Genomic DNA, 18,319 nt, shown 5'->3' with positions numbered 1-18,319 from the left:
CAACATGAGTAATTTACTTGAAACCATTCAGTTTTTAAAAGATAATCCCGGCAATTTCATTCGCTTAACCAACATGGCAGGCGAAATTGAACAACCGTTGGGAAAAAAAGACATTTATCTAAGCGATATCCCGAATGAAGATTTGGCAGCTTACATAAAATTTTTGCTTGGCAGCATTACTACAGATGCACATGTCATTGTAGAACGCCGCCGACAAAAAGGAGCAACACACGAAAAAGCAGGTCCTGCTTTTAAGGTAATTGTAAAAGCCCCTGAACCAATTCAAGCCACACCAGTTGTGGAGCAAACGGTATCACAAAATGCTCAACCGGTTCAACACAATCCACAAGTAATGCCGGCAGTACCCGGTATGGGAATGCCTTTTGGATTATCAGCGGCCGATGCATTTGCGATGATGCGTAAAGCAGACAAACTGGATGATGTGATTTCCGATAAGGAAGAATTAAAAGAAATAGTCAAAGGGTTACGCGCAGAAAATCGTACGCTTGAAATTGATAAACGAGAGTTGCAGACAAAACTTTCCATTGCTGAAGCACAAAAGGACATGGCTGTTTTAGCGGCCAAAATGGAAAACAAATCGTTTTTTGATTCTCAGGCATTTCAAAACTTAATGGAAAAAGCCCCGGACATGGTAGGGATGGTCATGGAAGCCAGAAAAGGAAGTGTACCACAAGTAGCTGCATCCGGATTAGGAGCGGCAAACATTTCAGAAACCAAAAAAACGTTTGTGGAGTACATCATTGAGAATTGTTCCGATGACCAGGTTAATTACCTCGGTTCTATTATCGCATACATGAGTAACCCAAATTTTGTAAATAAGTTGAACGCTTTAATATCCAATCCGAATGAATAAGCAGATTACCATTCAAGGAAAAGACGGCATCGATTTGATGGAGCGTGAAAAAGCATTGGAAAAGGTCCAATCGCTTACCACACAGGAATTAAAAAACCTTGCATCATTGGCCGACAGCGATAAAGCTAGAAAGTATTTATCGGACCCGATCAAGTTTAAAACACTAAAAACATTCTTGTAATACATGAAAAAGACTAACAGAGGTTTAGGAAATCCGGCGGCCGTTGCGGCTGTTGCCAGTACATCAGCAGGTCAAAAAGCCCTTGACAAATCTATGGAAGCAATTCCTATGGTTGCCAAATGGGTTGCTGCTCTTGGACTTATCGGGCTTACTTGGTATCTCGTTAGTAATAGGTTTGTTCGTTGGGATTATAATAACGCATACCCAAAATCAAACATTAGTCAGGCACAGGCCGAAGCGAGAGCCGAAGCCATCTACACGGCCATGTTTGGTATTGGAAATGGTTTTGAAATTGTCAAACAGCAAATAGCAGGATTAAACTATAACGGTTTCATAATGCTTTACAATGCTTTCGGTATCCGCAAATCTGCAACGAATATACCGTTCATAAATAAGGATGAAGGCACTTTGGTTGAATGGATTCAAAACCAGTTTAGCGAAAGTGAAAAAGCACAGTTACGCTTCTTAATCGGAAACTCATTTTTTTAAAAAAAGCAGCATGACAGAGCAAAATAAAAAATTAGCCATTTATGGTGTGGCAGCTTTAGGAATTGGTATAGCAGCCTATTTCATTTTCAGGCCACAAAGTTCTACACCTGGCAACGGAGGTATTTATGATCCAACCGGAAACGGTGGAGTTACCAATCCCGGGCAAACAGTTTTTAACCCGTCTGTAATAGCCGAAAGGCTTTATACAGCGATGGTTATGATAGGAACGGATGAAGATGAAATTTTCAACGCTCTTGCTGGTCTTTCCGAGCCGCAGTATTACCAAGTATCGCAAAAGTTTGGAAAGCGTAGTTACAACAGTACTACCGGTACAAACCACAGCTTTAATCCCTTTACCGATTTACCACTCGAGCCATTGAAAGTATGGCTTAAAAACGAGTTAAGTACTTCGGACTATGAAACTTTAAGAAAACGATTCCCTAATTATTTATAAGCTATGATATTTTCAGGACAAGTATTGGACACCGCAGGAAACCCGCTTCCGTTTGCTTCTGTTTATCCAAAATACAATATGATTACTGGTCAGACAGCTAATGAGTTTGGGCAGTTTTCGGTTAACGTTAATTTGGGTGATCCTGTTGTGATTTCTTATGTAGGTTATAAACCACAGGAAATTAAAGCTACAACCGCACCTGCAACTGTAGTTCTATTGAATAATCAAGTCATTGAAGAAATAGGGATTACTGCCAATACGAAAAAAACGAAAATTCCATGGGTTCCAATTGTAATTGGGAGCGCCATTGTTGGCGCATTAGTGGCGGTATTTGCATCAAATAAAGACGATAAGCCTAAAACAGTAAAGGCAAAATTATAAACAAGACTGCTTCTCGAGTAGTGTTATTTGTGTTCGCGTGTGAATTGTGCAATCGGGAGTTTCATCCCGATTGTAACAATTACTTTAAAAACAGAAAATCATGGCATTCAAATCATTTTTAGGACGTACAGACTTGCCGCGGGGATTCCGAAACAATAATCCGGGAAATCTCGTAAAAACTTCTATTCCGTGGAATGGAGAAGTAGCAGTAAACACCGATGGAAAATTTGAACAATTCATCGAGTTACGTTATGGAATACGTGCTTTGATGCGCGACATTATAAACGATGTGAATAAAGGGAAAACAAGTGTAAAAGCACTAATTACAGAATTCGCACCAGCATTTGAAAACAATACAACCGCTTACATTGCTTCTGTAATTGCTAATGTTGGTTTTTCAGTTATTCCTGAACTAACACAGGAAAATCTCATTGCGATTTGTAAGGCAATTATTTTCGTTGAGAACGATCACTACAACGGTAAAAGTGGTTATTCTAAAATGATTGTTGATGCAGACTATTATCAAGCCATTGCCATTTTAGGGATTGCACTTCCAAAAAAAAAAGTAACATCATAATTCCGGTTTTAGCTTTTGCAGCTATAACGGTTTTAGGGTTTATGTACTTAACACCAAACAAAAATGATAGGAGTAGTAAAAAAAATAGTATTTCCGGAAAATGAATCTTATTTGATGGAAATTATTGGGTTAATCTCACAAATTGATGACAAAGACCCAACAATTTATTTTTTAAAGAACGATTTTCCATTTGAAGTAAGAGCAAAATATAGTGGTCCTTCAGACTATTTAATTTATGACCCTTTTTATAGTAATAAGTTTTTAGACAATAAAACAGGGGTTTCAATTTCTCAACCGGATAAAGGGAAAGCTACTTCAATACAACGTCTTAATGAAAACGAAATAAGGGTCCAGACCTCGGCCGATGGTATATTATATCAAACCGAATTCAGGATAACTATGAAAAGATCTGATTATCCAAAAGACATCATAATAAAAGGCTAAAATATGCAAACTGAAATCATAATAAACATCGTTACAGCTCTTTTTGGGGGTACTGGGGTTATAACATTTTGGGCCGCCAGAAAAGAACGTCAGGTAAACGCATTTGAAGGCATGCAAAAAGTGTACGACCGGATGGTTGCTGATACTGATTTGAAAATGCAGAAAATGCAAGCTGAAATTGACAGTTTACGCAGCCAATTAGAGGCGCAAATGATGAAATGTAATAACTGTACAAAAAAATAATATGCTACATCTGAACCAAAATAACGACGAAGAAACAAGAAAATACCTTGCATTAGGGTATATTTTTTGGTTTGCTATGATACTAGGATTACTTTTTTTAACCGCTAGTTGCAGAAGCAAAAAAACAACCGTTGAAACCTCTAAAATAGAGGTGAAAGAAATTGTTAAAGACAGTTCTTTGATTATCAAAACATCAGATTTGAAAATCGAAAAGACCGTTCCGGTCTTTTCGGATAATTTCTACCCTTACGATACCACACGAACGGACAACCCAATTTTTGAAAATGAAATCAACAACGGTCACACTAAAGTTAGAATTTCATCTACCAAAAAAGGGTTGAGAATCACAACCGAAAGTAAACCGGTGGAAAATAAACAGGAAAAGAAAAACAACATCATCAACAATGTAAAGGTTCGAGAAACAGAAAAAAAAGAAGCCAACACCAGCAAAACAAATAAGGTAATTGTGCCAATTTACTTTCAATGGTGGTTTTGGCTACTCATTGTGATTTTGTCGGTGATACTTCGATATTTTGTGTTAAGCAAAATTTTCCCGGATAAAGAAAATGAGTAATGAATTATCAAAATATAAAAAACCACTTGCGATAATTGGCATCGCAACGATTCTTTATTTCATGGCATCAACAAAATCATTTGCAAAAATTACCGTCGATAATGTAAAACGTGGTTGCGATCAGGATTGGGGCTGTGGTTCTTATGGGGCAACTCGCGGAAACAGAACTCATAACGGACTGGATATAAAAGCAATTCCCGGGCAACAAATTATTTCGCCTATTTCGGGAACGGTAACTCGTTTCCCTTATCCGTATGGCGATGATTTGCGCTGGACCGGTATCGAAATAAAAAACTCCGATTACCATGTAAAAATCTTTTACTTAACGCCAACTGTTCTTCAGAACGCAAAAGTAAAACAAGGTCAGGTTATTGGAAGAGCGCAAAACATTGCCAGTAAATATTCTTCCAGTATGACTAATCATGTGCATATAGAAGTGAGAAATGCAAAAACATTAGAATTGATTAACCCTGATACTTTGCTTTAAGATGAAACCAAACGAAAAAAAAATAATGATTGTTGGCATCGGTGCTTTGGCGGCAATCGGAATATATTTTGCCACTCGAGGTAGTAATGAAATGGTTGTACAGGAAATCCCTAACCAAATTCCAACCCCGACCCCGCAGCAACCTACGCCGGTTGTTTTGGATGGTAACAAGTTGCTTAAAAAAGGCATAAATGGTGCGGAAACCAAGAAATTGCAAACGTTGTTAGGAATTTCTTCAGATGGTATTTTCGGATCACAAACTGAAGCTGCTTTGTTGGCCAAAAAAGGCGTTGTGCAAACAACTCTTAATCAGTTTGCCACCCTGCCAAATATCAATCAAAATTCGATTGCTATTGGTAGCCGTGTAATGGCTGATTTAAAGACCGGAACGCCAATTTTTACCGCTATCCAAAAAGCCGATGGATCGTATTATTCCGATTATAAAATTTTATACTATCACGATTACGGTAAGGAGATTGGAATTGTAAAATCGCACAATGATACCAAAACATGGTATTTAGTTGAATACACCGGTCTTTTAGGTTCCAAACATTTATATTTTGTCAAATCTACAGATGTAGCAAAAATATAGACTATGAAAACAGTTATAAAAGTTGTAGGCATTGCTGCCTTGGCCACCACTCTTTTTGCTTTCAAAAAGAAGAACGATTATACCAAAGTAATTGAGCAAATGGATTTTAAAGTCGAAGGACTTTCCAATATCAGGCTAAATGGGACCAATGTTCTTTTTGATTTAGCCGTGAGATTTTATAATCGTACGGATATCGATTTCGAAGTGTTTACGGCCGGATTGATAAAGCTAAGGAAAATTAAGGTTTGGATGAATGGCGCGTATGTCGGGGAAGCTAACAGTAATATTACTGAGATCCAAATACCGGCTTATTCTTCCATAGTGGTTAATAAAATTTTAGTTTCATCACCTCTTTTGCAAATGTTAAGCCAAATTACTACATTTGAAAATGAAACCGACTTCAAGAATATTAAGCTTGAAGTGATTGTAGATGCCTTGGGCGAAACGTATGTTTTAGAACAGCCGCTACAATTATAAACCATTTAACCACCAAACCAATGTCAAAACTAATATCCAAATTCAATGGGCTGCATGGGCGTACTGTGAATCGTGCCTATTTAGTATCTCTTAAAAATTCTGCCAAAAAGGAAAACAATAAGGAAATTGAATCGCGAATTTCAAACTTACTTTTGTCATTTCCGGATGCGGATAATTTTGATATAGAAATCGACGATCCTATTTCCGACAGCATTAAGCCTATCGGTTTATCAATTCCGGATTATCAGTATTTAGAATTTGAAGAAGCATTCGCCACCTCTGATGAAGATAATTTGGGTTTAGGCAAGGCTATTTCACCGGAAGAAATTTACCAAATGATTACGGATAAAGTTCTTAATCAAATTAAGAAAGTTAATAAAAAAGATTATAAGAGAAAATGGGAAACCAAGGGTTATTTAATTGCTTATAATTTTGAATCAAAAAAACCGTATAAAGGTGTAAATCAGTTGATTTTAGGTGGTTTTTTCGATCCTATTCCGAATCCTTATTACTTAACTTTTAAACAAGTGAAGGAACTTGGCGGAACTGTTAGAAAGGGAAGCGAAGGACAGGAAGTGATTTACTACACAAAGTATGAAAAAGAGGTAACCAAAAAAGTTAAGGATGAATTTGGTAAAGAAACAGGAGAAACAAAAGAAGTAACCGAATCGTTTTACGCAATACGTTATTACAATGTTTTTAACGGTTCAGATATTGACGGTATTGATTTTGATTTAGACAATTTCAATTTAGCTGGTAAAATTAAAAATGAAGTTATCGCTAAAGGTAAAAATCAACCTATTGAAGCTGCAGACTTAATCATTAGTAATTATCCAAAACCGCAACCAACTATTAATCATGGTGGGATACGAGCATATTTTGACCCTGAAAACGATGTAATTCAATTGCCTGAATTTCAGAGTTTCGAGAGTTCACAGGATTATTACAGAACGGCCTTTCATGAACTATCCCATAGTACATTATTGCCTAACAGGTTAAACAGAAACCCAGATATTTACGATAGAAAGGAATATGCTTTCGAGGAATTAGTGGCGGAGTTTGGCGCGGTTTTTTTGTCCTCACAGGCCGGCATAATTTTTTACACCAATAAAAATCATGCTGCATATTTAAAAGGATGGAATGAAGCCTTAACCCAAATGAAAGATGATAACAGATTTCTTATAAAAGCGGGTGCTGCAGCTCAAAAAATTGCTGATTACATATTGCAGTTTGATGAAAATGGCAATCCTCTGTATTTAAAGCATAATTTTGAATCTGAAAAACCAAATCGTGTAAAGAAATCACCATCTAATTACGGTAAAAAGACAAAGTTTGTTTCAAAACCAAAAACAAAAAAAGCGGAATATCCATTCAGTAAAGATGACATTCCTTATGAAACCGCTTACAGAGCGCATACGGGCACTTCATTCAGTCCTGAAAAAAGGGCAGAAATGGAAAAAAACAGATACTTTGAGGCTCTAAAAGAATTGTATGATAAGTTCTTTCCAAAAGCCAAAGAAGCAGGTAAAGAAATTGAGTTTACAGAATTATTTTCTAAACTTCAAACAGGATTTTTAAACCGTTTTCTAAAGTATCTTACTTCACGCCATGGATTTTATTCTACCATGATCGCTGGTCCTGCTAAATTTCCAGTTTCAAGAATGGAAAAGAAAAGCCGGGCTATTGACAGTAATTTGAATGATTTTATAAAGTATTTGGAATACGGAGAAAAGAAGCTTAATGACTTAGTTACTCCGGAAAGTGAAAAACCAATTAAATCAGGTAGCGATAATGCCCTTTTATTGTTAAAAGAAAAACTTTCAAAACTTGAAACGTTCCAGAAAAGAGCAAATGAAGCCAACAAGCAATTACGCGCTATAACAAAAAAGCATTCTGATTTTGATGTTGTTCTCGACTTATATAAAAAAGCATTGGCCGAAATTGGTTTTTCTGATAAGGATATTATCGGTATCACTCAGTTAGGAGAAAGAGAAAAGCGTGTGATGTGGCTTTCAATGGGGACAACAAATAATGCCGCTGAAATTAGACGTATAAAGGCTAGAATTGAAACCGAGGAAAGACTTGTAAAAAAAGATAAGGATACCACAATTGAAAAAAAATATGATTTCAATGGTGGTTATGTAGAGTTAGATTATTCTGAAAATCGGATTAAAATTTATTTTGATACCATACCGGATGCAGAACTTCGTTCCAAATTGAAAGGAGCCGGATATGCGTTTAAATGGTCGCCAAAAAATAAAGCTTGGCAACGTCAACTTAATACATTTAGATTAGAATATCTTGAAAGAATCCTTTCAGGATTTGATTCTCAAAAAAAACATATAAATAGTGATTCTTCACCTCAATTAGAGTTATTCGAAAAAGGAATGGCCGCACCTGCTGTAGAAACAATATATATTGATACGCCGGTAATTGTAAAGACAGAAACAATATCCAGCCCAATTGAAGTTCATTCAAACGAACAGGCTCCAGTTGCACAAGTAAAAAAGGTACTTCCAGTTACGACTTCGGTAACCGCTGAAGTAATTTCTGAGATCGCTCCAAAGCACAAAACACTCGGTTACTTGATGGCAAACGACGAAGTGAATGAATTGTATCAAATACCTGGGGATGTTGGGGCATTTTTGGGGGATGTTGAGATTAAGCCAAAGGAAAGTGTTGTTATTACGCTTTCATCACCGCAAGGTGGCGGAAAAACGCGTACACTTTTACAGTTTGCAAACGCTTATGCTTATAATTACAGTGTAAAAATTTTTTCACTTGAAGAACACGTGGAAAGCAAGGTTTTTAAAGATAAAATTGCAGAGTATATCGATCCGGCTAATTTTGAAAGAATTTCCGTTGATAGTGAACTACCGAAAGGCATCAATACCATACATGAAGCCGTTAAGGATTTTGATATCATTATGACCGATTCATGGCAAAAGATGCTTGAAATAAACTCAAGACTTTCGCTCGATCAGGATTTTCGAAAAAAATACGACGGGAAAACATTTTTGTTTATCTATCAACAAACCTCTGACGGAAAGATGAGAGGCGGTTCAACCAGTCAATTTGATGGCGACATTATCTTGTTTGTAGAGAAATTTCCTGACTATCGCAAAAGTTACGTGTACCCAAATAAGAATCGATACACAAAAATTCCTTTGGACCAATTAAAGTACAATATCTATTCGGGAAAAATGGATAGGGTAGAAGAAGAATTCGAAACTGAAACTATAAATCAATAATAACCATTTAAACCACAAAAACCATGGCGAAAAAACAGACAACAGGAAAAAGAGTTTCCAAGAAAGAAGCACTAACAAGCTGCGGAACACACCTTAAAAAAGGTTACAAATATGTAGCGGGTGGCGGCGTTGTGAAAGTTGAAAAGAAGAAAAGCACTTCAAGAGGTAAGAAGAAGTAATTTTTTTAGGTTAGTTATGTTAAGAGAATCCCGATTAAGGCCGGGATTTTTTATTTTTGCAGTATGACAGTGGATTTAGACATAACAATAAAAACCGATCGGGAACTAACCCCGGAAGAACAGGAGTACCACGAATTTTGGATAAACCAGTTTAAAGGCCATTTCGATGAATGGTTTTTAAAGTGTGGTATTCCGGTTTCAAATTCTCTGCATTTCAACATTGATTACTTCGCTGATAAAAGAAAGTTTGCCATAACTTATGTAAATCGTTATCAGGAAAGGATTTTAGAGCGAATTAGAATGGATGATTATTTTTACAACCGGTATTTTGGGCAATGAAAAAACCGCTTTTTAGCGGTTTTTTTATGTTATTGTAGTGAATTATGCTAAAACATTGAAATAATTAAACGCCATCCCGTTTAAATCTACACACTTTAAGTCTGTTTTTGAAAAGGTCAACGCATATTCTTTTGCCATGAAATTCATAACAACCTCAAGATGACTAACGGCTTTTCTAAAATGAGTAGAATAAGTTAAATTGCAAGGCTGTATGTCCGGTTGTGGCGCACCACCTTTGTTTTGAGCCACTTTCTCATTAATTAAATACCTTGATCTTCTTGATAATTGATAAAGCTTGGTGTATGATAAATAGGTCGCCTCGTCTATTTTTCCTACTGAAAGAACTCTGGTAGGGTTGATTACGTCGCTTACGCTTGTATGGGATAGATAATTTTTGTTTGTTTTATTTACTACATGAGCAGACATAAAGTGACAAGCTACATAAAAACATGTGGTAACTTGCCAATCCCAATACCCGTTTACATCTCTATTTATATTGCTCAGAAAAGCCAGGTTTGACTTACCTTGTAAAATGTGATCCGTAAAAGTTGCCAATTTATTCCTCGGTATTAACGATGATGTAATTCTGAGGGATTTCTAATTCGTCGCAATCCTCAACTATAGTGGTTAGAAGTCTAAAACCTATCTCGGAGTATTCTCCGTTGATTTTAGCCTCAGTCATGATAAGTGCATCTTCAGTCGCTTCGTCGTCTTGTGCGATTTCAGCCCAAACTAAGATTTTTGTATCAGACATATCAAACGCGATTTTTTTCAAATCTTTGATTTTATCTGACAATGTAGAAAAATATAACTGTAACATGTGAGGAATAATAACCGTTGAAGTCATTTTACGTCCTTGTTTGGCTGCTTCCAAATAATTATTCTCAATGAAATTAGCGTACATTTCTCTTTTTTCAGGGTGCATCGTATCGGTCTTATAGGTTAATTGGTCTACTTTAATTGCATTAATCATAGTAGCAAACCAGTCGTCCTGTGTAGACTGAGGTGAAGTATTTCTTTTTTCAAGTATCATAAGTAAAGAAATATTTAAAACTTATTTGTGTAAATAGTGATGAATGAGTCAATTACGGAAATAAAGTTACAATTTTTTTTAAAATATTTCTACAGCTTTTCCGTATTAATTGCGCAAATATATATATTCAGAAACGATATCCAAGATAAAGGTATAAAAAAATAACGCTTATTTAAGTTATCTTATTACATGTTTTTGCTTTATTGCTAGCAACAATAAGTGTACCAAGTTGCTAATTTGTTACTGTTTTGAACTGCTCAAGGCCTTTTTGATACGCTCCGAATAATCTTCCGGAAGTTCCGCATCAATATCGCGCAAATACTTCTTTAATGCATCATGAGAAGCGTGTCCGGTAATTAGCATCAAATGGCTTTCAGCTTCAAAAGGTGTAAGTTCCTTTCGGAATTCCCGGTAAAGTTTTGTGATAAAGGTATGTCGAAAAGAATAAATAGTGTAGTCTTTACTTAATCCAAGCGCGGTTTTTACTTCAAAAAACAAATCCGAATAATATTGACGACGGTTTTCTTCTTTGGCCGGCCAATACCCGCATAATTTGTCACGGTTAAAAAGTAACATATCTGATGGCAATCCTTTCATGTCCGGCAATTCTTCAAAAAGAATATCCGGGATGATTTTTGTTTTGATGCCGGTTTTTGTTTGCAGCGTTACTCGTTTTTGTTTTAGATCAATATCACCTATAGTAATACGGCATACTTCGACAGGTCTTAAAAAGTTGTAGGATATGAATTTAATAAATAGACCGAGTACCGGATAAGCAACTACTTTTTCCTCGATCGCTTCTTCCTGACTACTATTAAAGGTCTTGTTTCGTTTTGCCTTTGCTTTCTCTACAGGAATGTCCGAAACCAAATTAGCTTCTACAATATTGTTGTTTACTAAATTGGAATAAAAGGAAGACAACGCAATCCGGGTGTTATTTCGATTGGTTGCACTGGTGGCCTTCATTACTTCATTTAGATATTTGGCAATTGCAATTCTATTTACTGAAGTAATATGTCGAAATTCCCATCCGTTTTTTATCAGCCACTTTTTAAATTGCTGCAATCGGCTATTAAAATCACTATAATGTGATGCGGAAAATTTGGATTTAGTTAATTCCAGTACAAAATCAATCGCCTCTACAGTAGAATATTTTTTTACTTCGTCGATTAGTTCAGTTTCTTCGTAGGGATTAAAGCCGTTTTTTAAAATATCTTCAACGGTATCACGCAGCATCTTTATAGCCTTGTTTCTTCCGGAAAGCGTTTTGTATCGCATAACCCCGGTATCAATGGACGGTTGACGTTCCATTTTTCCGGTTTGGGGATTTCTAAAGGAAAAATACACGTACCAACGCTTGGTTATATCGCCTGAAGCGTTGTAAATCTTTGGAATTGAGTATTTTTTCTTATTGCTCAAATCGTACGCGTTATCGTACGCGTTGCGTACTACTTTTGTGATTTTAGACATTAAAAAAGCGGTTTAAAATCTCTCTTAAACCGCTTGATTGCTGTACTTGTAATTTGTAGCGAAGACGGGAGTTGAACCCGTGACCTCAGGGTTATGAATCCTGCGCTCTAACCAACTGAGCTACCTCGCCATTTGTTGGTCTTACATCCTTGCTGAATGCGGGTGCAAATATAAAACTAAAATCATAGCTTCCAAACATATTTTTCAAAAAATATTTTTTTTCATTTTTTTTCGATTTTCTTTGTTTATTTCAGTAAATACTATATATTTCCGAAAATTTATAAATGAAACATGGAAGGTAAAGTTAGATACGAATTAGAGTTCCCCATTATGTCATCGCCTCAGCTACTATATCAGTATATATCTACACCTTCGGGATTGCAGGAATGGTTTGCAGACAATGTAAATTCCCGCGGAGAATTTTTCACATTTGTCTGGAACGATTCAGAAGAAAAAGCGCGTCTGGCTTCTAAGAAAACCGGTGAAAAAGTAAAATTTCGCTGGGTGGACGAAGAAAATAAAGATGCCGAATATTATTTTGAATTGCGAATATTAGAAGACGAAATCACCAAAGACGTTTCGCTAATGGTGGTGGATTTCGCCGAAGAGGATGATCTTGATGAGGCCAAACAGCTTTGGGAAAACCAGATTTCCGATTTAAAACATGTCATAGGATCCGTTTAATTTTAAATTTATAAAGGTTATATTTGCCCTGAATTTATTCAGGGCTTTTTTTATGGTTAATTACAACGGGACTCTTGTGACACAAACAGGAGCAGAGATACAGGGAAACAGAGGTTTTTTGTTCGGAGATTCAATTTTTGAAACAATCAAAGTGCTGGATGGTAAGGTGTTGTTTCTTGAGGATCATTATTTCAGACTGATGGCTTCCCTGCGAATTGTCCGAATGGAAATCCCGATGCATTTTACCATGGAATATTTTGAAAGCCAGATTTTGGGCTTGGTGAAAGTGCAAGCCATTGAAAGTTCTGCCCGAGTTCGTTTTTCCGTTTTTCGTAAAGCCGGTGGTTTTTACCTTCCTGAAACCAATGATATTGAATTTGTGGCGGTTGCTGAATTTCTTGAAAACGCGATGTATTCTTTTGAGAATCAGCCGTATGAAGTGGAGCTTTTTAAAGATTTTTACATAACTGCACAATTGTTGTCAACCCTGAAAAGCAACAACCGTCTGGTTCAGATAACCGGTAGTATTTTTGCGGAGGAAAACGGATATCAGAACTGTTTGGTGATGAATGAGGTTAAAAATATTGCAGAAGCATTGCAAGGCAATCTTTTTATGCTCACCGGGAATAAACTGATTACACCGCCGTTATCTGACGGTTGTCTGAACGGAATCATGCGCAAGCAGATTTTGGCAATAGCGCGAAAAATGGAAAACTTAGAAGTGGCAGAGCAGTCCATTTCGCCTTTCGATCTGCAGAAAGCAGACGAACTTTTTATAACCAATGTTATTAAAGGCATTCAGCCGATTACCAAATACCGCAAAAAAGAATACAAGACCGATTTGGCCTCCGAATTAGTGAAGAAACTTAACGTACAAATTCGATTGGTTTAATTCAGGATTGGATTTTCCGGCGCGTTCGACCATATCAGATAATCGCCGCCTTGTTCCATGATTTTTTCTTTCCAGAAATGAGTGGCTGATTTTCCGATTATTTTATTGGCGTAGCTGTTTTTGGAAACAATCCAGGAGTTTTCTTCCAGTTCGTCTTCCAGTTGATGGGAATCCCAGCCGGTGTAGCCTAAAAAGAATCGGATGTTATTTTTTTTGATTTTCCCCTGATTGATGAGGTCTTTGGTGTATTCGAAATCGCCTCCCCAATAGATGCCGCTGGATATTTCAATGCTGTTCGGGATGAGTTCCGGAATATTGTGGATGAAATACAAGTTGTCCTGTTCGACCGGACCGCCGTTATAAATGCGGAAATTTGCGTTGATTTCCGGAATCAGATCGTGGATGGTGTATCGAAGCGGTTTGTTCATGATAAAACCTACTGAGCCTTCCGTATTGTGGTCTGCCAGCAATACTACAGACCGGTTGAAAGAAAGGTCGCCAATAATAGAAGGTTCGGCAATGAGAAGATTTCCTTTTTTAGGTTTAACTGATATCATCTTTCGTAGGTTTTTGGTTAATACTTAACAATCCTCTTAAAAGATCTAATTAAAATTAACAAAAAAAATAAATCGGCTCAAAATAAAATCGTTAAAAGGCAAAAAAAAACCCCGATTTAATCGGGGTTCATATTGTAAGTGTAAAACTATTTTTTGTTTACAGAACCTTCCAATTCAGCTCCTGCTTTGAATTTTACTACATTTTTAGCAGCAATTTTGATAGTTTTTCCAGTCTGAGGGTTTCTTCCTTCTCTTGCAGCTCTTTTAGATACTGACCAAGATCCGAAACCTACTAAAGATACTCTTCCGCCTTTTTTCAAAGTTCCTTCTACGTTTTTCAAGAAAGACTCTAAAGCTAATTTAGCAGCTGCTTTAGTAATACCTGCGTCTGCAGCGATTGCATCGATTAATTCTGATTTGTTCATAATAAATAGTTATTAATAGATTGATTAATTAATTAATGTCCTACAAATTTATATGAATTTCCCAATTACACAAGTGTTTTTCAGTTTTTTACAAAAAAAACACGCAAATTGTTGATAACTTAAGCCGTTTGTTAATAAACGAACTTGCATTTTTCGATTTTTCGCTACTGTTAGTGTTTACAAGGCTTACAGTGCGATGGCCTTTTCGCTGAACGAAATTCCGTTTAAAAGTTCCGGAGCGGTCATTCTTTTTTTACCTGGGAATTGTAAACTCAAAATTTTAAGGAAGCCGTCTTTTGCTGCAATTTTCATTTCCTTTTTAGTGGAAAGAATCGTACCGGTTGCATGGCTGTGACTTTCCGCTTCAAAGCGCGTTTCGTAGATTTTTACGTTCCATTCCTGTTCGTTGTCCCTAATGAAACACCAGGCAGCCGGATACGGACTCAGCCCGCGCACCAGATTGTGAATCGCTTTTCCGGATTGGGTCCAGTCTATTTTGCAGTTGTCGCGGTTCAGTTTGTAAGCCGTTTTAATTTCAGGGCTGTCTGCTTGTATTGTGGTGGTAACATTGCCTTTTTCAATCAAAGCTAAAGTTTTCAGAACCGTTTCGCTGCCTAAAACCATTAAACGGTCGTGCAGTTCGCCGGCAGTTTCATTTTCACCGATGGCAATTTCATCGTTTAAAATCATGGCTCCGGTATCGATTTTATCATCAATAAAAAACGTGGTCACGCCAGTTTTGGTTTCCCCGTTGATAATCGCCCAGTTAATCGGTGCCGCCCCGCGATATTCCGGAAGAAGCGAAGCGTGCAGATTAAATGTTCCGAATTTCGGCATGCGCCACACCACTTCCGGCAGCATTCTGAAAGCTACCACTACCTGCAAATTGGCATTCAGGCTGCGGAGTTCTTCCAGAAACGTTTCGTCTTTTAAGTTGGTGGGCTGAAGCAAACGTAAATTTTTCTCCAGCGCGTATTCTTTTACGGCAGAGTATTTGATTTTCTGTCCGCGTCCGGCAGGTTTATCGGCTGCGGTGATGACCCCGACGATTTCGTAATTGTTCTTATATATGGTATTGAGGATTCCCACGGCGAACTCCGGTGTTCCCATGAAAACAATGCGCAGTTTTTCCATTATACTATTGAATATTGGTTAAAATTGTCAATCCTGATTTTGTTGTTTTCCAGCAGGATTCTCAGTGCAAAGATAGTTTCCTCCGAAGTTAATTCCAGCGAATTTTCAATTTCTCTTGAGGTAAGTGCTGAATTCTGCAGCAAGGTCAGGATGCTTTCCGCCGTTTCAATCGGGCTTTTCGGTGTTTTTTTCTTCTGAATGCAAACCGAGCAGTTTCCGCAATCTGAAGCATTGGTTTCCCCGAAATACGTCAGTAACAACCGGCTTTTGCATTCCGAAGTGTCCGAAACATAATTGACAACCGAGGCAAACTGATTCGCTTTCAGTTCGTTTTGCTGTTGCAGAAATTTCGCCACGCGGTTAATTGTCAGTTCGTCTTCACGCACTTCGTTAAAGGTAAGGGTGCTGTCGTTGGACTGTGTTTTCAGCTGACAGGCTTCTTTTTGCTGCATTCGTTTCAAAACGGCAACGATTTCGTCTTCGGAAGCCTTGGCTTTTTTAGCAATCAGGCTGGTGTTGATTGACGTGTCGACATCATAAACGCCGGAATAATTCCGCAAAATCGCCGTAAGCACCGGTTCGTCGGCCGGATTCAAACTTAAATAACGGAGCATTTCGCGGCTGTCCAGCAAAAAGCGAACGGTGATTTTTTCCGAAAACTCTTTGGAAAGCGAAATAATCCCCTGATTGTCAATAAACTGCAACGCATTAAAGGTTTTCAGCGTCGGAAATTTATACTGATGGCAGAACTGGTTCAGGTTAAACGAATAACTTTCGTTAATTCCTTCGCCATAGCCAATCTGAAAATAATTGTTGAGTTTAAGGTAAACCTCTTTCAGAAATGCTTTATCCGGCAAAACATCCAAAAATTGCGATTTGGTGGTTTGAATATCGGAAGGAGATAACAGCAACACCGCAAAGGCTTTTTCACCGTTTCGTCCCGCACGACCGGCTTCCTGATAATAATTTTCCAGATTTTCCGGCAACTGTATGTGGATTACCGTGCGGACATTCGGCTTGTCAATACCCATTCCGAAAGCGTTGGTGGCGACTATAACCTGTGCTTCTTCGTCAAGCCAGACCTGCATATTTTTCTCCTTTTCTTTGGAAGTCAGGCCGCCGTGGTAAAAAGTGCTTTTGAAACCGAGCGTGTTGAGCTGTGCCGATACTTCGTGACAAGCCTTCCGGTTGCGGACATAAATAATCGAAGGTTCCGGATTTTTGGTTAGTATCTGCTGGATGCGAAACAGTTTGTCCTCTGCTTCAAAAACCATGTAGGCAATATTTTCTCTCGCAAAGGATTTTTTGAATACCTGAGGCTGCTGCAACCCAAGTTGTGTGCAAATATCCTCCTGAACTCTTTCAGTAGCCGATGCGGTTAAAGCTAAAAACGGCACTTTCAGAAAAAACTCTTTCAGTTTTGAGATTTTCAGATACGCCGGCCGGAAATCGTGGCCCCACTGCGACACACAATGCGCTTCGTCGATGGCAATTAAATTTATCGGCAGGCTTTTGATGCGCTCCAAAACCCAGTCGGACTGCAACCGTTCCGGGGACAAATACAGAAATTTGTAATTGCCGAACTGACAATTGTCCAGCAAATCAATGGTTTCGTCTGCGGATATGCCGCCGGTTAAGGCGAGGGCTTTAAGGTCGCGTTTCTGTAAATTCGCAATCTGATCTTTCATCAGCGCAATTAACGGAGAAATGACCAGGCAAATCCCGGGTTTCATCAAAGCGGGAATCTGAAAACACACCGATTTCCCGCCACCGGTTGGCAGCAAAGCAAACGTGTCTTTTCCGTCCAGAACCGATTGGATAATGGCATCCTGCGGCGTTCGGAACGAATCGTGATTCCAGTGTTTTTTAAGAAGGGTTAATGCGTCCAAGAGATAAACCTAAAAATCGTTTACGAATATAGTTTATTTCGACAGATTTTCAAGAATAAAGTCAATACGGTTTTCCAACGTGTCTTTCGGAACTTCAATTAACGAATATCCGTATTTTTCATAGGTTTCGATAAGATGCTGCTGGATTAAAACGGCCTGTTCGTAGGTTTCGTAACGGGCATCGTCGCTGGTGTAAATTTCTTCCCAGGGCGGAAGAATGAAAACCCGTGAATATTTGTGCTCGCGGCAGGCTTCGTCAAAAAAAGCGGGATAGGCATCGCCAATGTAGTGCATGTAGGCCAAAACATCGGGAATCCCACGGTCGATAAATACAAAATCTTCGGTTTCTTTTACCGCATTGTGGTATTGTTTTTTTCGGCCTTCCAGCAATAATTCGCTGAACAAAAGCGGTTTTTCCAGAAACAATTGTTCGATTCCCTGTTTGCGGGCTTCGTGAATGACTTCGCGCGACACTTCCGGATAGCACACGTATCCTTTTTCGGTTAAACCATTGATAACAGTGGTTTTTCCAGAGCCCGGTCCGCCGATAATCAAAACAATTTCTTTCGCCACTTTTTTAAAATAAGGGGCAAATTTACATTTTTTTACTTAACGGATAAAGCAGTTTTTAATTTTATGTTCCGGATTGTCTTAAAAACTGGTTAATCATCATTCATAATTCATAACTCTAAT

General features: G+C 37.9%; 25 protein-coding genes and 1 tRNA gene. 17 read left to right on the top strand and 9 right to left on the bottom strand.

What is annotated here, in order from left to right; all coding sequences use genetic code 11:
- Window positions 1-4: 4 nt before the first annotated feature.
- From G498_RS0100575 to G498_RS0100505, 15 genes are all read left to right on the top strand, one after another.
- The gene (locus G498_RS0100575) at window positions 5-874 is read left to right on the top strand and encodes a hypothetical protein (RefSeq protein WP_026979347.1); all 870 of its coding nucleotides are present in this window, start codon (window positions 5-7) and stop codon (window positions 872-874) included.
- Window positions 867-1,055, top strand: coding sequence for a hypothetical protein (locus G498_RS0100570; RefSeq protein WP_026979346.1), 189 nt, complete (start codon window positions 867-869; stop codon window positions 1,053-1,055). Before G498_RS0100575 ends, G498_RS0100570 begins: the two co-directional genes overlap by 8 nt.
- Before the next feature lie 3 nt (window positions 1,056-1,058).
- On the top strand, window positions 1,059-1,544 hold the full coding sequence (locus G498_RS0100565; protein WP_026979345.1) for a hypothetical protein: 486 nt from the start codon (window positions 1,059-1,061) through the stop codon (window positions 1,542-1,544).
- Window positions 1,545-1,554: 10 nt separating this feature from the next.
- Window positions 1,555-1,998: a hypothetical protein gene (locus G498_RS0100560; RefSeq protein ID WP_026979344.1), complete on the top strand. Its 444-nt coding sequence runs from the start codon at window positions 1,555-1,557 to the stop codon at window positions 1,996-1,998.
- 3 nt (window positions 1,999-2,001) lie between these two features.
- Window positions 2,002-2,379 (top strand): carboxypeptidase-like regulatory domain-containing protein, encoded by a 378-nt coding sequence (locus G498_RS0100555; protein WP_026979343.1) that lies wholly within the window; start codon window positions 2,002-2,004, stop codon window positions 2,377-2,379.
- A gap of 100 nt (window positions 2,380-2,479) precedes the next feature.
- Window positions 2,480-2,956 carry a hypothetical protein gene (locus tag G498_RS15265; protein ID WP_051269593.1) on the top strand — a complete coding sequence of 159 codons (477 nt, stop codon included), beginning with the start codon at window positions 2,480-2,482 and terminating at the stop codon, window positions 2,954-2,956.
- A gap of 63 nt (window positions 2,957-3,019) precedes the next feature.
- Entirely contained in the window at window positions 3,020-3,400 is a 381-nt protein-coding gene (locus G498_RS0100545; RefSeq protein ID WP_026979342.1) for a hypothetical protein, read from the top strand.
- Window positions 3,401-3,403: 3 nt separating this feature from the next.
- Complete coding sequence (locus G498_RS0100540; protein WP_026979341.1) at window positions 3,404-3,643, top strand: hypothetical protein; 240 nt, start codon at window positions 3,404-3,406, stop codon at window positions 3,641-3,643.
- Between the two features lies 1 nt (window position 3,644).
- On the top strand, window positions 3,645-4,217 hold the full coding sequence (locus G498_RS0100535) for a hypothetical protein (RefSeq protein ID WP_035744337.1): 573 nt from the start codon (window positions 3,645-3,647) through the stop codon (window positions 4,215-4,217).
- A 61-nt stretch (window positions 4,218-4,278) separates the two neighbouring features.
- A complete protein-coding gene (locus tag G498_RS14480; RefSeq protein WP_161625322.1) occupies window positions 4,279-4,704 on the top strand; it encodes a M23 family metallopeptidase in 426 nt (141 codons plus the stop codon).
- Window position 4,705: 1 nt separating this feature from the next.
- Entirely contained in the window at window positions 4,706-5,296 is a 591-nt protein-coding gene (locus G498_RS0100525) for a peptidoglycan-binding domain-containing protein (protein WP_026979339.1), read from the top strand.
- Window positions 5,297-5,299: 3 nt separating this feature from the next.
- On the top strand, window positions 5,300-5,773 hold the full coding sequence (locus G498_RS0100520) for a hypothetical protein (RefSeq protein ID WP_026979338.1): 474 nt from the start codon (window positions 5,300-5,302) through the stop codon (window positions 5,771-5,773).
- 20 nt (window positions 5,774-5,793) lie between these two features.
- Window positions 5,794-9,024: a zincin-like metallopeptidase domain-containing protein gene (locus G498_RS15260; protein ID WP_051269587.1), complete on the top strand. Its 3,231-nt coding sequence runs from the start codon at window positions 5,794-5,796 to the stop codon at window positions 9,022-9,024.
- A gap of 23 nt (window positions 9,025-9,047) precedes the next feature.
- Complete coding sequence (locus G498_RS15870; protein WP_154656434.1) at window positions 9,048-9,203, top strand: hypothetical protein; 156 nt, start codon at window positions 9,048-9,050, stop codon at window positions 9,201-9,203.
- A gap of 63 nt (window positions 9,204-9,266) precedes the next feature.
- Entirely contained in the window at window positions 9,267-9,542 is a 276-nt protein-coding gene (locus G498_RS0100505) for a hypothetical protein (RefSeq protein WP_026979337.1), read from the top strand.
- Between the two features lie 42 nt (window positions 9,543-9,584).
- On the opposite strand, the gene G498_RS0100500 is transcribed toward G498_RS0100505, so the two are convergent.
- The 4 genes from G498_RS0100500 to G498_RS0100485 all read right to left on the bottom strand — a co-directional run bounded on the left by G498_RS0100500 (window position 9,585) and on the right by G498_RS0100485 (window position 12,175).
- Window positions 9,585-10,097, bottom strand: coding sequence for a hypothetical protein (locus G498_RS0100500; RefSeq protein ID WP_131387682.1), 513 nt, complete (start codon window positions 10,095-10,097; stop codon window positions 9,585-9,587).
- 1 nt (window position 10,098) lies between these two features.
- Complete coding sequence (locus tag G498_RS0100495; RefSeq protein WP_026979335.1) at window positions 10,099-10,575, bottom strand: hypothetical protein; 477 nt, start codon at window positions 10,573-10,575, stop codon at window positions 10,099-10,101.
- A gap of 240 nt (window positions 10,576-10,815) precedes the next feature.
- Window positions 10,816-12,045, bottom strand: a complete 1,230-nt coding sequence (locus G498_RS0100490; protein ID WP_026979334.1) for a tyrosine-type recombinase/integrase — start codon at window positions 12,043-12,045, stop codon at window positions 10,816-10,818.
- Window positions 12,046-12,101: 56 nt separating this feature from the next.
- A tRNA-Met gene (locus G498_RS0100485) sits at window positions 12,102-12,175 on the bottom strand.
- A gap of 161 nt (window positions 12,176-12,336) precedes the next feature.
- On the opposite strand from G498_RS0100485, the gene G498_RS0100480 reads away from it, so the two are divergent.
- Window positions 12,337-12,729, top strand: a complete 393-nt coding sequence (locus G498_RS0100480; protein ID WP_026979333.1) for an START-like domain-containing protein — start codon at window positions 12,337-12,339, stop codon at window positions 12,727-12,729.
- Window positions 12,730-12,781: 52 nt separating this feature from the next.
- Entirely contained in the window at window positions 12,782-13,621 is an 840-nt protein-coding gene (locus tag G498_RS0100475) for an aminotransferase class IV (protein ID WP_026979332.1), read from the top strand.
- On the opposite strand, the gene G498_RS0100470 is transcribed toward G498_RS0100475, so the two are convergent.
- The 5 genes from G498_RS0100470 to G498_RS0100450 form a co-directional block, all read right to left on the bottom strand.
- Window positions 13,618-14,178, bottom strand: a complete 561-nt coding sequence (locus G498_RS0100470; RefSeq protein WP_026979331.1) for a YqgE/AlgH family protein — start codon at window positions 14,176-14,178, stop codon at window positions 13,618-13,620. The genes G498_RS0100475 and G498_RS0100470 overlap by 4 nt on opposite strands.
- A 146-nt stretch (window positions 14,179-14,324) precedes the next feature.
- Window positions 14,325-14,603 carry an HU family DNA-binding protein gene (locus G498_RS0100465; protein ID WP_026979330.1) on the bottom strand — a complete coding sequence of 93 codons (279 nt, stop codon included), beginning with the start codon at window positions 14,601-14,603 and terminating at the stop codon, window positions 14,325-14,327.
- Window positions 14,604-14,789: 186 nt separating this feature from the next.
- Window positions 14,790-15,737, bottom strand: a complete 948-nt coding sequence (gene fmt, locus G498_RS0100460; protein ID WP_026979329.1) for a methionyl-tRNA formyltransferase — start codon at window positions 15,735-15,737, stop codon at window positions 14,790-14,792.
- Entirely contained in the window at window positions 15,737-17,626 is a 1,890-nt protein-coding gene (locus G498_RS0100455; protein ID WP_026979328.1) for a RecQ family ATP-dependent DNA helicase, read from the bottom strand. Before G498_RS0100455 ends, fmt begins: the two co-directional genes overlap by 1 nt.
- A 33-nt stretch (window positions 17,627-17,659) precedes the next feature.
- A complete protein-coding gene (locus G498_RS0100450) occupies window positions 17,660-18,199 on the bottom strand; it encodes an AAA family ATPase (RefSeq protein ID WP_026979327.1) in 540 nt (179 codons plus the stop codon).
- Window positions 18,200-18,319 lie beyond the last annotated feature (120 nt).

The sequence above is a fragment of the Flavobacterium suncheonense GH29-5 = DSM 17707 genome (assembly GCF_000430025.1).
GTDB classification, from domain to species: Bacteria; Bacteroidota; Bacteroidia; order Flavobacteriales; family Flavobacteriaceae; genus Flavobacterium; species Flavobacterium suncheonense.
Note: the sequence above shows the minus strand (reverse complement) of the source record. Positions and strands in the feature narration are given on the sequence as shown.

What these genes read in the sequence shown, in the direction of transcription:
- G498_RS0100575 (WP_026979347.1), top strand. Translation starts at nt 5, where the DNA reads ATGAGTAATTTACTTGAAACCATTCAGTTTTTAAAAGATAATCCCGGC.
- G498_RS0100570 (WP_026979346.1), top strand. Translation starts at nt 867, where the DNA reads ATGAATAAGCAGATTACCATTCAAGGAAAAGACGGCATCGATTTGATG.
- G498_RS0100565 (WP_026979345.1), top strand. Translation starts at nt 1,059, where the DNA reads ATGAAAAAGACTAACAGAGGTTTAGGAAATCCGGCGGCCGTTGCGGCT.
- G498_RS0100560 (WP_026979344.1), top strand. Translation starts at nt 1,555, where the DNA reads ATGACAGAGCAAAATAAAAAATTAGCCATTTATGGTGTGGCAGCTTTA.
- G498_RS0100555 (WP_026979343.1), top strand. Translation starts at nt 2,002, where the DNA reads ATGATATTTTCAGGACAAGTATTGGACACCGCAGGAAACCCGCTTCCG.
- G498_RS15265 (WP_051269593.1), top strand. Translation starts at nt 2,480, where the DNA reads ATGGCATTCAAATCATTTTTAGGACGTACAGACTTGCCGCGGGGATTC.
- G498_RS0100545 (WP_026979342.1), top strand. Translation starts at nt 3,020, where the DNA reads ATGATAGGAGTAGTAAAAAAAATAGTATTTCCGGAAAATGAATCTTAT.
- G498_RS0100540 (WP_026979341.1), top strand. Translation starts at nt 3,404, where the DNA reads ATGCAAACTGAAATCATAATAAACATCGTTACAGCTCTTTTTGGGGGT.
- G498_RS0100535 (WP_035744337.1), top strand. Translation starts at nt 3,645, where the DNA reads ATGCTACATCTGAACCAAAATAACGACGAAGAAACAAGAAAATACCTT.
- G498_RS14480 (WP_161625322.1), top strand. Translation starts at nt 4,279, where the DNA reads ATGGCATCAACAAAATCATTTGCAAAAATTACCGTCGATAATGTAAAA.
- G498_RS0100525 (WP_026979339.1), top strand. Translation starts at nt 4,706, where the DNA reads ATGAAACCAAACGAAAAAAAAATAATGATTGTTGGCATCGGTGCTTTG.
- G498_RS0100520 (WP_026979338.1), top strand. Translation starts at nt 5,300, where the DNA reads ATGAAAACAGTTATAAAAGTTGTAGGCATTGCTGCCTTGGCCACCACT.
- G498_RS15260 (WP_051269587.1), top strand. Translation starts at nt 5,794, where the DNA reads ATGTCAAAACTAATATCCAAATTCAATGGGCTGCATGGGCGTACTGTG.
- G498_RS15870 (WP_154656434.1), top strand. Translation starts at nt 9,048, where the DNA reads ATGGCGAAAAAACAGACAACAGGAAAAAGAGTTTCCAAGAAAGAAGCA.
- G498_RS0100505 (WP_026979337.1), top strand. Translation starts at nt 9,267, where the DNA reads ATGACAGTGGATTTAGACATAACAATAAAAACCGATCGGGAACTAACC.
- G498_RS0100495 (WP_026979335.1), bottom strand. Translation starts at nt 10,575, where the DNA reads ATGATACTTGAAAAAAGAAATACTTCACCTCAGTCTACACAGGACGAC.
- G498_RS0100490 (WP_026979334.1), bottom strand. Translation starts at nt 12,045, where the DNA reads ATGTCTAAAATCACAAAAGTAGTACGCAACGCGTACGATAACGCGTAC.
- G498_RS0100480 (WP_026979333.1), top strand. Translation starts at nt 12,337, where the DNA reads ATGGAAGGTAAAGTTAGATACGAATTAGAGTTCCCCATTATGTCATCG.
- G498_RS0100475 (WP_026979332.1), top strand. Translation starts at nt 12,782, where the DNA reads ATGGTTAATTACAACGGGACTCTTGTGACACAAACAGGAGCAGAGATA.
- G498_RS0100470 (WP_026979331.1), bottom strand. Translation starts at nt 14,178, where the DNA reads ATGATATCAGTTAAACCTAAAAAAGGAAATCTTCTCATTGCCGAACCT.
- G498_RS0100465 (WP_026979330.1), bottom strand. Translation starts at nt 14,603, where the DNA reads ATGAACAAATCAGAATTAATCGATGCAATCGCTGCAGACGCAGGTATT.
- fmt (WP_026979329.1), bottom strand. Translation starts at nt 15,737, where the DNA reads ATGGAAAAACTGCGCATTGTTTTCATGGGAACACCGGAGTTCGCCGTG.